The organism is Treponema sp. (genome assembly GCF_017430385.1).
Lineage (GTDB): Bacteria > Spirochaetota > Spirochaetia > Treponematales > Treponemataceae > Treponema_D.
Genome location: NZ_JAFRNB010000042.1, coordinates 1 through 16,359 on the forward strand (window position 1 = coordinate 1; position 16,359 = coordinate 16,359).

Consider the following 16,359-nt stretch of genomic DNA (forward strand, 5'->3'; position numbering starts at 1 on the left):
AGCCTGGAAGCGTTTGTAAAGGAATGCTGTTACTTTTGCAGGGAAGTTTTTCTGTGGCTTCTGGTCGAGAGTTACTGGACCGCCGTCGATTTCTGAGTCGAAGCGGATTCCGGCCTCAGTTGTGTTTGAAACGATGAAGCGCAAATCCGGGCTAGAAGCAAGTGCGATGTATTCATCGAAATTTGTGTATGGGTTGATTGAGCGGCTTACTGAGTTGATGCAGCGTGTCTCGACTGTTGGTTTTCCGTCTTTCATGCCTCGGAGAACTGTTGTATAAAGGTTGTCCTGAGCGTTCATTGCATCGATCATGCCTTTTTCGAGTGGCTGAACGATAACGATGTTGCCGTTGAAGCCTGCTTTTTCGTTTGCAATATCAATCTGCCAGTCAACGAAAGCGCGCAAAAATCCGCCTTCACCGAACTGCAATACTTTCTCTGGGCGAGAAACTGTTTTCATCACCTCTTTTATCGATTTAAGAGCCATATTTGAACCTCCGAAAGTCTCTGAGGGAAGTGGACAGCACTTCCATAAATTCTATAATAATTTTATAATCCCGAAACTTGAAAAATCATATAGCGATTATTGACACCTTTTTGATAAAAACCGTAAAAAATCTTTTAAATATGAAAAATTCCGACAAATACACGAAATAGTCAAATTTTTGAAAAAAATATTTGTATTATTCATATAAAACTTGTAAAAAAAACGATGTCATTATAGAATAGAATAATGCAAAATTCTCGTATCGGTAGAAGGTTGGGGTTTATCCTTTCCACAATACACACAGGGTCAGCTTTGAAGCTTTTTCACAGGTTCGTTGAAAGGGCTGTTCAGGATGAAGGTTCAGTTTTTGTTTTCCCGGGCGGAAAACTTGACGCAAAAAGCGATACGGAACATCTTCGCAATGATATTTATAAAATTGTAAATTCTGCAAATCTTGACGGTTTAGTTAGTTGGGCATCAAGTATCAGCGGTTCGGTTCCACTTCAGCAAGTTGAAGAATTTCACGATCAGTTCAAATCAATTCCTTTCGTAACAATCGGCCAGAAAGTTTCGGGGCATCCGTGTGCTGAGTTCGATGCTTATTCCGGAATGAAGGAACTTGTCCGCCACTTCGTTCAGGTGCATGATCTCAAAAAAATTGCTTTCCTTCGCGGACCGGATACACACACTTCTGCGGAGGAGCGTTTCCATGGATATAAAGACGCGCTAACTGAAGTCGGAATAAATGATTTTGACAATCTCGTTTCTTCTCCTTTTGGTTTTGATGATGGTGAAGCTGCGGTCATTCAGCTTTGTGAGGAGCGGGGGCTTGTTCCTGGCAAGGATTTTGATGCCATTGTCGCCGCAAGTGATTTGATGGCTTCTGCGGCTGTCACATATTTAAAGAAGAAAGGCGTTCAAATTCCAAAAGAACTCAAGGTCGGCGGTTTCAACGATACAAGTGAAAGTCGTGTTTCGGTTCCTCCGTTCTCTACAGTCCACATGCCTCGTACAGAACTTGCAATTGAGTCTTACGAAAAGCTTGCGAATGTCCTTGACGGAATGCTCGGCGTTTCTGACACGAATATTCCTGCTTATCCGATTTTCCGTGAAAGCTGTGGCTGCGGTCAGGTAAAAATCTGGGCTTCTGACTTAAAAATCAAAATAAAGACCGAAGCACAATTTAAGGAAGAAATTTATCGGATTTTCAGAGTTAATCCTTTGACCGGCAAATTTGATCCTGTCATCCGTGCTCTTTTTGATACAGACAAATCTAAATTCTACGAGATGTTCACTCAGCTGCTTACGGCATATTTCGACAACAACGGCGAGCTTCAGAATCTTTTTACGGCAATGTCGTTGTTCCGAAACATCACATGCCTGCCGCCTGAGTACATTGAAAAAATCATCCGCCATGTAACGGTTTTGATTCCTCGCGTTCAGGAAAAGGTGTTCGCAAGCAAGCGATATCAGGCCGAAAAGATGAATGCGGCAATCAGTTCCCTTGAAAACGAGCTGCTTTCTGTATTCGACCGTGAAAATCTTATTACAGTCCTCAAGAAAAAGCTTGGAAAAATCGGCGTAAATGTCCTCGCAATCGTCCTTTATTATGACGAAACCTATTCTACTTATATTGGTGGATTCAACGCAGATAATGAAGTCCGGGTTGAGGATGTTCGATTCTCCCGCGAATCTATCGTGCCGGAGCGTTTCTCTGGTGATTTCAATAACGGTGCATTCCTTGTTCAGCCTTTGTTTGTTGAAGGCCGTTCTTATGGTTATATAATCTGCAATTATTCCGGCTGTCCGGGGCTTATATATGAAGATTTGCGTTCTTCCGTAAGCTCAACTTTGCAGAGCATTTTCCTTTTTGAGCAGACAAACGAAGCCAAACGAATCGCGGAGCAGGCCGAATTCGCAAAGACAGAATTTTTCGCCAATGTCGGAAGTGATTTGTGCGATCCTCTCAAAAATATCTCCGCAAAAATCACTCAAATGGAAGAGAATGTCGACAAAGGCATTCTCGACAAGGATATTCTTTCCGAGCAGCTGCTTTTCTTGCGTTCTCAGATTGATGCTCAGCTCGAAAAGACGGAGACTCTTGTTGATTTGACCCGTTCTCAGGTTGATGACCTTCCGATGGATAAAAAACTTTTCGACATCCATCAGATTCTTCCTAGCAGTGTGTCTGCCGGTATCACAAAGAATTTCCCTCTTCTTTATGGAGATGCGGAGCGGCTTAAACGGGCTTTGCAGACAATTTTTGAATTTTCCGAAAAAATTCCTTGCATAACCGAAAAACAGGAAGGAGTTCACATTGAATTCTATTCAAATAAATTCGACTGGCAAAAACCGGAGCTTCTTCTTGCAGAAAAAATCATTCTTTTGCAGTATGGCGAAGTCGTCAAATCTGTTAATTATGCCGAAGTCGTTCTTCCGTGGCCGAACCTTGCGGGGCAGCCTCTTGAAAACATGAACGGCGGCGATTATGTGATTTATTGCTTCTCAGAGAATCTTCCTGCCGAAAAGAAGGATGCGAAGACAAAGTATATTTTTGATGAAGATGTCAACATTGCTGAAGTCAAAAAAGCGATTCTCCTTTGGGAGCCGGATTCTGCACCTATCGATGAATGGGTAAAAGTCTATGGGCTCAGGCATTACGACGCTCTTTTCCGCGCACCGATTCTTTGTTACAGCCACAACATGATTGGCCACAACTTCATCGAGCTTCTTGAACAGAAGATTAAGGCTCAGCGTTCTGCACCGGTTCTCTTCGTAAACACAAAACACACTCATTACGGAACATGGGCTACGGACGCAAACAGTGTCAGCATCTCATCAATGCAGGAATTTGACAAAATCCTTGATGAAATCACGCCGTCACTTATTGTTTTTGAGTCAATTGATGAGGCAAGCATCCGAAAAATCCGCCAGAACCAAAAAACAGTTCTCGTGCCGATTATCGTTCTTCCAGACACCGTTGAAAGAGAAGAGGATATCGAGCTTCTTTGCTCACATCCGCGCATCATTCTTTGTAACCGCGGAGCCGCTGAGTCAGAGCAGTTCGACGAGCGAATCAAGGGAATCCTTGCCGGCGATGAGATTTTGCCTCCTCATACTGGTGCTCTCGTCAAAAAAGCAATCCTTTACCTCAACAAAAATGCCTCTCAGCAGATTGTCCGATGGAAGCTGGCCGACACGGTTCATGTCAGCGAGGATTATCTTACAAGAATCTTCCATAAAGAAATCGGCTTGAGCCTTTGGGAATACCTTAATCGTTACAGAATCTACATAGCAACAAAAATGCTTCTTGAAACAAACGATACAATCTATGAAATCGCGGAGAATTCTGGTTTTCAGGACCAGGCTTATTTCTGCCGCGTATTTAAAAAGATTTATGGAGTTCCACCTGGAAAAATTCGCTCGAAATAATAATAATCAGTCGGTTTTGTCCAATAAGACAAAAGGATTTTTTATTTCTAATTAGCGATTTACGCATTAATATAGACTCACGAGGTTAGGTATGAACGCACAAGAAACAAATGTTCTTAGCACTCCGAAAAAAGATCTCTGGAAAGATATCAAGAGGCATTTTTCGGTCTATGCACTTCTTATCATTCCGGTTGTTTACTATGCTATCTTGAAGTATGGTCCAATCGTTAATGGTCAGATTGCTTTTAAAGATTTCCAGCCGGTTGACGGTGTTTGGGGAAGCGTTTGGGTTGGATTTAAAAATTTCAGTACATTCATCCATTCATTCTATTTTGCGGAATTGATGAGGAATACAGTTCTTTATAGCTTAGCTAAACTTTGTATTTCTGTTCCGCTTTCAATTATTTTGTCTGTTGCTTTGTATGAGTGTACACACAATGTACTTCGTCGCGTCGTTCAGACTTTGGCCTATTTGCCGCACTTCCTTTCATGGGTTATCATGTATGGTATCCTTCTTATTTTGCTTGCAAAGGGTGACGGTCTTGTAAATCAGGTTATCGAGAGCGCAGGCGGAACTTCAATCGACTTCCTTACTAACACAAAGGTTTTCCCTGTTGTCGTTATTCTTTCTGACGCATGGAAGGAAATGGGTTGGGCAGCTATCATCTTCATCGCAGCTCTCATGGGAATCGACCCGTCTTTGTTCGAGGCTGCAATGGTTGAGGGTGCTTCTGCTGTTCAGCGCGTATGGTACATTACAATTCCTTCTATTAAACCGGTTATTGTCACTGTAGTCCTTCTTAAGCTTGGTACTGTCCTTGATGCCGGATTCAACCAGATGTTCATGTTGTATTCTCCAGCTGTTTACTCAGTTGCTGATATCATTGATACATGGGTTTACCGTCAGGGTCTTCTTGAATTCCAGTTTGCGCTTGCGACTGCGGTAGGTATTTTCAAAGGTGTAATTGGTATGATTCTTGTTATGGTTTCTAACAAAGTTGTCAAGAAGCTCACCGAATCTTCACTCTTGTAATTCGAGGTAATCTAAAATGGAAAAACCAAAGACAGTAAAATTAACATCAGGTGACCGCGCATTCTACATCGGCGTTAACACATTCCTTATTTTCATCGGTGTTGTAATCGCTATCCCTATTATCAGTACAATTTCTTCTTCTGTAACTCCTAACGGTTACATTGGAACTACATTTGATAAATTCTTCCTTATGCCGTGGAAGTGGGATTCTTCTGCTTACAAGGCATTGCTCGGAAACAACGGATTTACACTTGCTTTCTGGAACTCAATCAAAATCATGCTTTTCGGTGTTGTAACATCTTTGTCGCTCACAGTTCCGATGGCTTATTGTATGTCAGTTCAGGATTTGCCTGGCCGCAAAATTTTGAACTACTTCGTTTTGATTCCATATTTGTTCAACATCGGTGTCATCCCGACATTCTTGGTTGTAACAAATCTTCATCTTACTAACCACTTGTGTTCAATCTTCTTGCCAGGTGCAATTGGTACTTACAACTGTTTGATTATGCGCGGCTTCTTCGAGGGAATCCCAGAGTCTCTTAAAGAATCAGCTCGAATCGACGGTGCTCCAGAATGGTATGTTCTTATTTCTATCATTCTTCCATTGTCAAAGCCAATCATCATGACAATCGGTTTGTACTATGCAGTTGGTTACTGGAATGACTTCATGCACGCTTTGCTTTACTTAACAGAAGCTTACTTGCAGCCACTTCCAATCCTTACCCGAAACATTCTTTTGGGTGCATCAATGAGCGAAACTTTGGATACTGGTACGGCATTCGGTGCGGCTTCAATCGCGTCAATCAAGGCAGCTTGTGTATTCCTTTCTGCTGTTCCGATGATGCTCGCTTATCCGTTCATCCAGAAATACTTCACAAAAGGTACTATGCTTGGTTCTGTTAAGGGCTAAGATTAAATAAAAATTGATTTCATTTGTTTCAAAATTCGAAGGAGGAAAAAATGAAAAAATTAATTAAGGGAGTTGTCGTTTCTGCAGCGGCTATTGCAGCTTTGTCTGTAATGTCATGCGGCGGTGCTAAAAAAGGTAGCGCAGTAGACATCGAACTTTGGTATGGTGCAGCTGCATCAGAAGCAGGTCCAATCCCTGCTGACTGGATTGGTTATCAGATTGTAAAAGACAAGTTCAATATCAATCTTAAGCTTACAAACTTGCCTTCATCAGAAGCTGACCAGAACACAAAAATCAACGCAGCTGGTGCTGCAAATACTTTGCCAGACCTCTTCATGGTCTCAAATGAAGTTTACTCAACTCTCGTTTCAAAGAAATTGCTTGCTCCTGTCGATGCAATGTATGCAAAAATGCCTAACCGCACTGCAAAACTTTACGATGCAGATTCACGCGCATTCACAACAATCGACGGAAAATCTTACGCACTCGCTCAGCCGGGCTCAATCGTCCGCAACGAAGGCGTTCTCATCCGCAAAGACTGGTTGGACAAACTTGGACTTTCTGTTCCAAAAACAACAGACGAGTTCTTGGCTGTAATGAAAGCTTTCACAGAGAAAGACCCAGATGGAAACGGCAAGAACGACACTTATGGTTACGGTGCATTCCTTGAAGTTTCTCCAACAAACGAAGGCTTGGGAAAAAGACTTGACCCAATCTTCGGTGCTTTCGGTGTTGCTGGTACATGGAACCTCTCATCTGCTAAAACAGCAGGTCTCAACATCTACAAACCAGAGTACTATGATGCAATGGTATTCACAAAACAAATGGTTGATGCTGGTGTAATCGATCCTAACTGGTTGGCTTACAAAAAAGACGACTTCCGTGCAGCTTGGAAACAGGGCCGCTTTGGTATCATGCGTGAGCAGAACGCTGCTTTTGCTAACGAAGGAAACTACAAACCATTCGACAACAACTTCCCAGAAGGTGAATGGATTATCGTTGAGCCACCTGTTGGACCAAAAGGACAGTCTTCTGCTGGTACATACTCACAGGCTTACCGAATGTATGCAGTTTCTGCAAAAGCTGCTAAAGAAGGCAAAATGGACAAAATCGCAGAACTCCTTGAGTGGATGTCTTCAGACGAAGGCTACTACCTCCTCGGATGGGGTCAGGAAGGCGTAAACTACACTCTTGAAAATGGTGTTCCAACAACAAAAGGCCTCGCTGATCCATCAAAGGCTTACACTGAATCTGCTATGATTCCACTTACACAGCTTCGTAACATGGTTTATTACAATGGCGATGCAGAGTTGACATCACGCTACCCGACATGGTACTCAAAGAACGGAAAAGAAATGTCTGCTCTTAAAGCTCTCCGCGAAATGCAGGCTAAATCTTGGACAGCTTGTACTGGTCAGGACAAAATGCCAAAACCAAACGCAGATGTTAAGCGTTTCTATGAGCAGGGCGTTGTTGAGTTTATGACTGGAAACCGCAAACTTGACCCAACTGAATGGCAGAAATTCCTTGACGATTTCACAAAAATCGGTGGAAAAGAATGGGAAGATGCAGGTTTGAAAGCTGCTAAAGAGCAGAACCTCATCAAATAAATTAAGCTGACGCTTAGTTGACGAAAGGCACTGGAGCAATCCGGTGCCTTTTTTTGTGGAAAAATGTTGATAACTTATGTGGATAAGTCTTAGGTTTTCCACAAAAAATCCACAAAATGTGCAAAAATTGTGGAAAAGCCGGGTAAAATTTGTTAAAAAGCTGGTGAATTCCCGATGAGTTTTCCACAATTTATCGACAAATCCTATTATAAAATCTTGTCTCCATATACAATTTTGCTTTTTTGAGATATAATAATTCCTTATGAAGAATGACATTAGAAATGAACTTGCCGTTTGTGGCTTTGAGGCTGTGAAAGCACTTGTAAAATGCAATCCACAGAAAATTACGCGATTTTATTACACACGCGACCGAATGATGGATTTTAAGGATTTGTTCAAATCTCTGGCTGAGCGACGCGTTCCTTACAACAATATTCCGGAAGGTGAACTTGAAAAACTGAGCGGCACTCCGCATCATCAGGGCGTTGTTGCCATGATTCGCAACGAAGAAATCCCTCATCTTAACACAGATATTACAAATGAATGGCTCCATAACAAAGAAAGCGCGATTTTGCTCGACCGTGTTGGAAACGCAAACAATTTGGGCGCAATCGTGCGAAGCGCGGCATTTTTTGGCTTCAAGAACATTGTGATTCCGCGAGATGAGGCTCAGTCTTCTGTTACGACAAGCTCTTATCGCGTTGCTCAGGGCGGAATGGAATATGTAAACATCTATTCGATTCAGTCGATTGAAAAACTGCTCGTGTCAATGCAGGGGAAAATGCTTCGATTCGGAACTGATGTCCGTGGCAGAACACCAATCGAAAAAATCCCGGAATTGTGCAACGAAAAGAAAAAGCCAGCTTTGATTGTTCTCGGCAACGAGGAGCACGGAATTTCCCGGCTCGTTCGCGATAACTGTGACGAGTTGGTGACAATTCCGTTTACGTCTGGGCTTGGTGAAGGCAAAGCGCAGACGATTGAGAGCCTGAACGTAGCTCAGGCCGCAGCAATCGTTTTGTATGAGTGCAGGGACATCCTGTCCTGACAAGAATTTCCTGCGGAAATTCTTGCGGTCAACTTGCTTTTCGCCGCGTCCGTGCGGCGATTTCATTTTAAGCTAGAAATCTTTTTGGTTTGTCACTGTCTTTTTTCAGAACTCGACATTTAATCTATGTACTTAAATAGAAAAAACTTCTAGTTTTCATCAGCTGAAAAAGTGCAAATCATGCGTAAGCAAGGTTCGCCCCTGAATCCACTTTGCGCGTGCGAGCGGCAGCGAGTCAGATACCTTATACGCGCAACCTAGAGAGCGTTAAGAAAACTTGCGAGGCAAGTTTTTAGCGATTCTCCGAAGCAGCTGTGCTGCGTAGGTGGATTCCTAAGGGGCGGTTCTTGCTGAGAGCATGATTTGTGTTATCCAATTAATCAAAACTCGAAGTTTAGGCTATCTATTCATTTCGGATTGTTTGCCGGTCGATTGATGGGCGGCAATTATCGAACTGATTTCGTTAAAATCTGATAGCGGAAGGTCGCCGAAGATTGTGTTTTTTGTGGCACAGGTGGCGTTTCCGAACTCTACGGCTTTCTGCGGATCGTTGTATTTTAGCAGCGCGAACAAAACGCCTGCACAGTATGCGTCACCGCTTCCGATTCGATCAACCACATCGATGTCCTTGTATGGCTCTTCGGTGTAGAACTTGTCTTCCTTTTTAGAATAAACCAGCGATGTGAAAGAATGGACTTTCGGGCTGATAACTTCGCGCATTGACGACGCGATGAATTCGATGTTCGGGAAGTCCTTGCAGAATTCGCGGTGCATGTCCTGGAGTGAGCCTGTTTTCTGGAACATTCGGCGGCAGCTTTCCTCGGAGATGAAGAGAATGTCTACGAACGGCAAAATCTGTTTGATTGTCGAGCGGGCTGTGTCTTCATCCCACAAGTTTGCACGATAGTTCACGTCGAACGCGATTTTTGTGCCACTTGCCTTGAATTTTTTAATCATTTCGATTGCAAGTTTTCGTGTGTTTTCGCAAAGTGCGAGCGTAATTCCAGATGTGTAGAACATTTTAGTCTTGCCGTAAATGTCTTCCGGGATTTCTGACGATGAAATCTTTGTGATTGAGGAATTTTTTCGGTCGTAAACAACGGTTGGCTTTCGTGGGTAAGCTCCGTTTTCGTAGTAGTAGATTCCGACGCGGGCTTCCGGCGAGTCATCAAAAATAATGTAGTCATCGCTCACGCTTGAAGCACGGATTCGGTTTTTGATAAAAGTTCCGAGCTGATTTTTTGGAAGCCTTGTGACAACGCCTGTTCGCAAGCCCAAAAGTGAGACTCCGGAAGCAACATTCAGTTCTGCTCCTCCCGCATGTTTTTTGAAAGAATCGCTTTTGCTGATAAGTTCATTCACTCCTGGTGAAAGACGAAGCATGATTTCGCCAAATGTAATCAAGTCAAATTCTTTGTAATTATCCATATAAGTCTCCGTATTTTGGAAAATCATCAATAATTTAGATGTAAGTTTATTCTATCTCTTTGCAATCGGGGAAACAAGGGAGAGCAACGCATTGAATTATTAAAAAAACGCTTTTATTTACCGATAATTAAGATATGAGTGAAAAGGGAAAGAATAACAAGAAGAAAACCGGGCTTGGTCTCGCGATATGGATTCTTCTTTTTCTGATAATTTTGATTGTTTTTTTGGTCAAACAGGAAGAAATAAAGGAAAATTTTGAAAAATCAGGTGCAACGGCATTAATCGAAAAGAAAATCGGAAAAGATATTTTTGATGACAAAAAAGAATCTCCAAAAACCGAAGAGAGCGGGGAAATTGTCATCGATTTGACAAAAAATCTTAAAAAACAAGAACCGATTCATCAGTCGGAGCAGAAAAAAGAAGAGTCTCAGAAGAAAAACGAGCAAAAGACAGAAGAAAAATCCTCAAAGAATAAAACTGATGCCGAAAAGTCTGTTCAGCCGGCAAAAACTGATGAAAAAAAGAGCGAAGTGACTCTAAAACCTGTCGAAAAAACTGAGACAAAGCCGAAAGCAGAGGAAAAAAAGCCAGAGCCGAAAAAATCAGAGCAAAAACAGACTCAGGTTGTTGCAAAAAAAGAAACTCCAGCCCAGACACAGGTTCAGCAGCAAAAGCCTGCGCCTAAAACGGAACCGAAACCAGCTCCTCAGCCGCCGGCAAACACAACGAAGTCAAAGATTTGTTTTGTTGCAATTGACAGCGAAGGCCCAGTCGTGCGAAAAGTCGTGAGCAGAACTGTCAGCAAAGAATCTCCGATGGGCGACGCTTTGAATCAGCTTTTGGCCGGCCCTAGTTCCACAGAAGCAAAAACGGGCTGTCAGTCACTCATTCCAGCCGGAACTCGCTTGCTTGGTGCGAGCATTAAAAATGGCGTTGCGACACTCAATTTCAGCGAGGAATTTCAGTTCAATCAGTTTGGTGTGGAAGGTTCTTTGGCGCAACTAATGCAGGTTGTTTACACGGCAACGGAATTCAGCACCGTAAAAAGCGTTCAGATTTTGATTGAAGGGCAGAAGAAAGATTATCTGACAGAGGGCGTCTGGATTGGCAGCCCCCTGAGCAGAAGTAGTTTTTAGTTGAAGCTTGCGATTATTGAATCAAAGTATTTTTTGTTGCTTGTGTATGCACCAGCAAAGACTGTGAGCGTATACAAGCCGACTGTTTTTGAATCAATTTCACGAAGGAATTTGAAATCATAAGTGTAGCTGTTTGATTCGGCGTGGTACGAAATCTGTGTGAAAAGCGTTCCGTTTGCTTTTGGCTCAATTTTCTGGTTCTTCCAGTTCGGGTAAACCATTTCGTTTCCGAGCAAAAGACGGCGTTTCAGCAGGTCGATTTTGCCTTCCATTGGCGAAGTGACTTCATTCACCGTAAAGACCGCAACATTGTTGAGCGTGTAGAAATTTTCTGCGGCGGCGTTCCATGATGAATCAATTTTTGCCTTAAGTTCCGTAGAATTTTCCGAAGCCTTGTAAGCTACATTTACGGCTTTCGCTTTTTTATCCTTCTTAAACTTGTGCGTTGTGTCCTTGAATTTTTCGGCAATTCCAGTGAATTTTGCAAAACTCTGGTCTTCAGAAGAAACAAGCTGCCCTGCCGAGACGATTTCAAGCACTGTCTTTTTATCGACTGAATCAATTCGCTCCAAATTGAAGACTGGAATCAGCGGGTCAAAATAAAGCGTGACATTTCCGCCAAACTGAGTGTAATCCTGATATTCAGATTTTTTTTCGGTGACATCTCCGGCATTTTGTCGTCGTTTTGTCATTTCGTAGAAAAAATCGTGGATGTAATTGACCAGATCTGTGTCTTCTGGAGTGATGCTCGTTAAAATTCGCTCGCCAGTAAGCTCAAGGTTTTCCATGTCCGGGTCAATTGTGAACAAGATGTGAATATTCTTTTCCGGCTGGAACTTTGAGCCTTTACCGGTCGCAGGAGCGTAATAGCGCAAACCGTAAGTTGATTCGTCGTAGTAAACGATTCCGATGTAAGATTCACGCTCAAAACTCGTGTCCTTGTAGTAAACATACTGACCAGAAAAATCCGGCACATTCTGAGTTACATGAGGCAAAGCAAAAGAAGCGGAAATTGAAAGAATGAAAATTGAAAACAAAAAGCAAATCTTTTTCATTTTTCAATTATAGCCTTATTATCTAAAAGATTCCATAGAGAAGGGCAAACGCATTATAAGCAAGTTTCACGACTGGAAGCCATTTTCAACAGGAAACATTTTATAATGCGTTTGTTTTCGGCGAGTTATTTTGATTCTTTGCGCTGAAAAACTTCTACTTCTGAAAGAGCTGGCAGTGCAGGAATCGCGCCCCTTTTTGTGGCGCACAATGCCGCGACTGCGTTCGCAAAACTAAGGTCTGATTCAATCCCTTCCTTTGTGAAATCAAACGGATTTTCTTTTTGTGAAAGACGGTACAAAAGGCCGCCGTTGAAGCTGTCACCCGCTCCCGTTGTGTCCACGACAGACACTTTTTTTGCAGGAACGATTCCGTTTTCGGTGAAGTTTGATGTTCTGGCAGCATAAAAAACGCCTTTTGAGCCAAGAGTCACAAGAACGAGACTTGCTCCTTCTGAGAGAATTTGAGCTGCTCCCTCTTCGTAAGAAAGATTCTTTCCATACAATAATGCAAGTTCTTCTTCCGAGACTTTAACCATGTCCGCTTTTGAAATCATGCTTTTAATGGTCGGGATTGCATCTTCGCGGTTTCCCCATAAAGTTTCGCGATAATTCGGGTCGTATGAAACAAATCCACCTGCCTGTTTTACGATTCTGACGGCTTCCTCAGTTGCTGATTTTGCCGGTTCGTCAGTGAGTGAAAGCGAGCCGATATGAAGGAATTTTGTGTCCTCAAGAATTTCATGATTCAAATCAGAGACTGAAAGCTGTGTGTCAGCGCCAGGATTCCTGCAGAATGAAAAATGCCGTTCTCCGCTCTGGTCGAGGGTGACGAATGCGAGGGTTGTGTGCTGATTTTTTGTCGTGCACATTCCTTTTGTGTTGACATTCAGCTCTTCAAGGACTGTGCGAAGGTCGTTGCCAAAAGAATCCTCTCCTGTCATGCCTATGAATGCTGATTTTCCGCCTAGCTTTGAAACTGCACAGGCACAATTTGCAGGTGCACCGCCCGGATTTTCTTCGAATATGTTTTTCCCGGCAGATGATTTTCCGGCAAAAGTGAAATCAATAAGAATTTCTCCAAGAGCTGTTACATCAATTTTCTTTTTCATAAATTTTCCTTATCTTTCAGTAGACTCCCGATAAACGATGTTGGTTTCTATGTAAAGAGTGCGGAACGGAGAATTTGGATTTTTGATTCGTGAAAAAAGCAGTTCGATTGCCGCGCATCCCATTGCCTGGCCCTTAATGTGGATTGTCGTGAGGCTTGGACTTATGATGCGGGATTCTGGCGAATCGTCGAAACCGCACAGAAGCACATCATTTGGTACGCTTTTTCCTAGCTTTTTCAGAACTTGAATTACATCCGTCGCAACAAAATCATTGGCACAAATCAAAACTGACGGGAAAGACTCGCAGCTTGTGAATTTTTCTTCAAGATAGGCTATATAATCGCTGTGTGAAGGATAATTCAAGCCGCGGGAATTGCCTGTAAAACACCATTCTGGATGATGTTCCATGCCAAATAATCTGATAGCACCCATAAAAGCGTCGTATCTTTCATAAAATGACATACAGTGCAAGGCTTCTCCTACAAAGCCGAAGTCTTTTTGACCCCTAGAAACCATTTCTTTGATGAATGTGTAAATGCCGCTCCTGTTTTCCATAAGAAGAACGTCCGCAGCAAGTGGTTTTTCTTCAAAAGAAACCGCCGTATCGATGAACAAAAGCGGTATACCGAGAGTGCAAAGCATATGACTGTATGCCATATCAAACATTTCGACACAGAAAAGCCCCGCGACTCTTTTCGCATCAAAATTCGCAGGGAGGCGAAGCTCTTTTCGTTCCTGAGGCATCACCCTGTACATCGTGAAGCCGTAGCCGAGTCTAAGTGCTTCATTCTGCATTTCATCAAGCATTTTTGCCGAGAAATGCGAGCTTCCCAAAACGGCACCTGTAAAAAGCACAAGCTCTTTTTTCTCTGACTGGACGGGGGCATTTTCTTTGGTCATGGTATTCTGGATGGCAAAGAGTTTATAACCCATTTCCGCCGCTTTTTTGAGAATAGTATCGCGAGTTGAATCTGCGATAACGCCTGTGCTGTTTATGGCTTTTGAAACCGTGTTTCTGGAAAGCCCCAATTCATTTGCTATGTCTTGTATCGTTACTTTTGGCATACCGTCAAATTTAATATACAATGTTCATTGTGTCAAATGCACAATTATTATTGTGGAACTTTCATACTGATGTTTTCAAAAGTCGCATCAGATTCAGCAGTGAACAGGGCTAAGTCCGCACCATTTATAGAATTATAAATACGGCTGCTCAGAACTTTTGCATCGTCAATGTACAAAATTACAATTTCGTTTTCGGCAACGATGGTGACATGATGCTTTTCGCCCGGTTTGAATGTAAATTTTGTCTGTGCAATCGGATCTGAAGAAACGATGTTTTCGAATCCGCCGAGTTTGTAGCCTTCATAGTGGATGCAGTTTCTTTTTGCATCTAGGGCAAGGGCGTAGTAATTCTTGAATGCTTTCTTCGGGTTTCCGAAAGCGAATCCTGCAATCCCGTTTTCTCCGATTGTCACGTCACATTCCAAAAGCATTGTTGCTTCCCGGCTTCCCAGGCTCACGACAGATTTCTCACCTTTTTTTGCTGAAAGCTGGAAAGAATTGTCTCCTGAAATGACATTGCCTTCAGTTTTACCCGGAGTAAATTCTTTTTTCACAGAAAAATAATCTGCAATGCTTTCCGGCATTTTTACTCCGAGCGAGCCGTCTTCGTGCTGAACGAGCTGGTGAATGAGCATGTTTCCTGCCCATTGATATTTTCCAGAGTCAAAATTCTCATCCTGAGAGCGACCAAGCCAGCCACAGAGATAGCGTTTTCCCTTCAATTCAGCTGTTTTTGCAGCATAGAAGATGAAATTCGTTCCGTCAAGCACGTTGTCCTTTGGAGCTGTAAAAGGTCCGTTCATTGTTTTTCCAACGGCATAGTAGGTCACACAGTCCCAGCTGAAAAAGAGATAGTATTTATCACCCATTTTGAACAAATCAGGACATTCAAGCATCCACTGTTTGTGCGGAGCGTAGAGAGGTCCTTTGAAAGTCCAGTTTTTCAAATCTGTTGAGGTAAATTTTGCCACGATTCCGCCGTTTGCTTCCTCCCGGGTTGCGACCAGAAGCCAGTAGCAGTTTTCGTCATCGCTCCACAAAAGCTGAGGATCGCGGAAGTCGTTGTTTGAGTATCCTTCCGGCGCGTAGAGAACTTCATCCTTGCGTTTTTCCCAAGTGATTGCATCCCGGCTGACAGCGTGAAGAATACATTCCTTTGGTTTTCCCTGGGCGGCAAAGGCATCATTGTGACCTGTATAGAAGCAGTGGAAAAGGCCGTCTTTTGCTTTGTAAAAAGACCCTGTTCCGATTGCGACATCCGGCTCTGTTGCGATACCTGTAGGAACTGCAAGACCTTCGTCCTCATATTTGTAGAAATTCTCAGTGGAGAATTTGTGAATAGGGTGATAAGCCTGAATGTTGTGGGTGGTTTCATAAAGATAGTACAAGTCAAGCTTTCCGTTGTTTGTGATAGGCATTACGTCAGCAACGAATGCGTCATCCGGGGTAGGGTAAAGAACATGTTCCACAGCTTTGTATCCTTCTGTCTCTACAGCTTCATCTGTGCTTGCGCAGCCTGCAAGCAGTGCCAGAACGCCCGCACAGCAGGCAAAGGCGACGTTTCTTTTTTTCATATTTTCCTCCATTTTTGCTTATGCACAATAATATTTGTGCATAAGTTACATTATTGGTTATAAATCATGATACAAAATCTGTCAAGTTTTATTATAATTTTTATTATTCTGACATTTATTTGTGCAAAAATCGCGAAAAAATAGTGAAATTGCAAAAAAAATCCTTGACAAATAAAAAAAGAGTTTTACATTTAAAGCATAAGTGCATTGCATGTTTATGTTTAATAGTGCAAATGTAAAAAAAAAGAGGAGGAATTATGAAAAAACGTTTGTTTGGGGCCTTGCTTGCGGCAGGTACGCTTGCAACTGGTTCTGTCTATGGTGAGACACACCTGATGCTGGACATGGGGCTAAAACTTCCCTTTGCGGTCGCAGATATCACAAGAAAGGATTCTGGTACGACTTCGGAGCTTGGAAAGGTGACGAAGTGGGCGGAATGTGACGAAGACTTTCGTTTTAAACTTGAGACTGACCGA

13 protein-coding genes are annotated in these 16,359 nt (G+C 42.7%); 7 read left to right on the plus strand and 6 right to left on the minus strand.

Annotation, left to right across the window (positions count from 1 at the left end):
* Positions 1-483, minus strand: a 483-nt coding sequence (locus IJJ71_RS03255; protein WP_486389611.1) for a mannitol dehydrogenase family protein, incomplete at its 3' end; no start/stop codon positions are given.
* A 312-nt stretch (positions 484-795) separates the two neighbouring features.
* Here IJJ71_RS03255 and IJJ71_RS03260 point away from each other — a divergent pair.
* The 5 genes from IJJ71_RS03260 (at position 796) to IJJ71_RS03280 (ending at position 8,516) form a co-directional block, all read left to right on the plus strand.
* Entirely contained in the window at positions 796-3,915 is a 3,120-nt protein-coding gene (locus IJJ71_RS03260) for a helix-turn-helix domain-containing protein (protein WP_296845293.1), read from the plus strand.
* Between the two features lie 91 nt (positions 3,916-4,006).
* Complete coding sequence (locus IJJ71_RS03265; protein WP_296845294.1) at positions 4,007-4,948, plus strand: ABC transporter permease; 942 nt, start codon at positions 4,007-4,009, stop codon at positions 4,946-4,948.
* A 16-nt stretch (positions 4,949-4,964) separates the two neighbouring features.
* Positions 4,965-5,858 carry a carbohydrate ABC transporter permease gene (locus IJJ71_RS03270; protein ID WP_296845295.1) on the plus strand — a complete coding sequence of 298 codons (894 nt, stop codon included), beginning with the start codon at positions 4,965-4,967 and terminating at the stop codon, positions 5,856-5,858.
* A gap of 50 nt (positions 5,859-5,908) precedes the next feature.
* A complete protein-coding gene (locus tag IJJ71_RS03275) occupies positions 5,909-7,468 on the plus strand; it encodes an extracellular solute-binding protein (protein WP_296845296.1) in 1,560 nt (519 codons plus the stop codon).
* Between the two features lie 262 nt (positions 7,469-7,730).
* On the plus strand, positions 7,731-8,516 hold the full coding sequence (locus IJJ71_RS03280; RefSeq protein WP_296845297.1) for a TrmH family RNA methyltransferase: 786 nt from the start codon (positions 7,731-7,733) through the stop codon (positions 8,514-8,516).
* Between the two features lie 399 nt (positions 8,517-8,915).
* On the opposite strand, the gene IJJ71_RS03285 is transcribed toward IJJ71_RS03280, so the two are convergent.
* Positions 8,916-9,944 carry a sugar kinase gene (locus IJJ71_RS03285; RefSeq protein WP_296845298.1) on the minus strand — a complete coding sequence of 343 codons (1,029 nt, stop codon included), beginning with the start codon at positions 9,942-9,944 and terminating at the stop codon, positions 8,916-8,918.
* A gap of 134 nt (positions 9,945-10,078) precedes the next feature.
* Between IJJ71_RS03285 and IJJ71_RS03290 the strand changes: the two genes are divergently transcribed.
* Positions 10,079-11,080 (plus strand): GerMN domain-containing protein, encoded by a 1,002-nt coding sequence (locus IJJ71_RS03290; RefSeq protein WP_296845299.1) that lies wholly within the window; start codon positions 10,079-10,081, stop codon positions 11,078-11,080.
* On the opposite strand, the gene IJJ71_RS03295 is transcribed toward IJJ71_RS03290, so the two are convergent.
* The 4 genes from IJJ71_RS03295 to IJJ71_RS03310 all read right to left on the minus strand — a co-directional run bounded on the left by IJJ71_RS03295 (position 11,077) and on the right by IJJ71_RS03310 (position 15,883).
* Complete coding sequence (locus IJJ71_RS03295; RefSeq protein ID WP_296845300.1) at positions 11,077-12,135, minus strand: DUF7954 domain-containing protein; 1,059 nt, start codon at positions 12,133-12,135, stop codon at positions 11,077-11,079. The two genes, IJJ71_RS03290 and IJJ71_RS03295, sit on opposite strands and share 4 nt — an antisense overlap.
* 125 nt (positions 12,136-12,260) lie before the next feature.
* Positions 12,261-13,244: a carbohydrate kinase family protein gene (locus IJJ71_RS03300; RefSeq protein WP_296845301.1), complete on the minus strand. Its 984-nt coding sequence runs from the start codon at positions 13,242-13,244 to the stop codon at positions 12,261-12,263.
* Between the two features lie 9 nt (positions 13,245-13,253).
* Complete coding sequence (locus IJJ71_RS03305; protein ID WP_296845302.1) at positions 13,254-14,309, minus strand: LacI family DNA-binding transcriptional regulator; 1,056 nt, start codon at positions 14,307-14,309, stop codon at positions 13,254-13,256.
* A gap of 47 nt (positions 14,310-14,356) precedes the next feature.
* Complete coding sequence (locus IJJ71_RS03310) at positions 14,357-15,883, minus strand: family 43 glycosylhydrolase (RefSeq protein WP_296845303.1); 1,527 nt, start codon at positions 15,881-15,883, stop codon at positions 14,357-14,359.
* A 257-nt stretch (positions 15,884-16,140) separates the two neighbouring features.
* On the opposite strand from IJJ71_RS03310, the gene IJJ71_RS03315 reads away from it, so the two are divergent.
* On the plus strand, positions 16,141-16,359 hold a 219-nt coding region (locus IJJ71_RS03315; RefSeq protein ID WP_296845304.1), incomplete at its 3' end, for a hypothetical protein.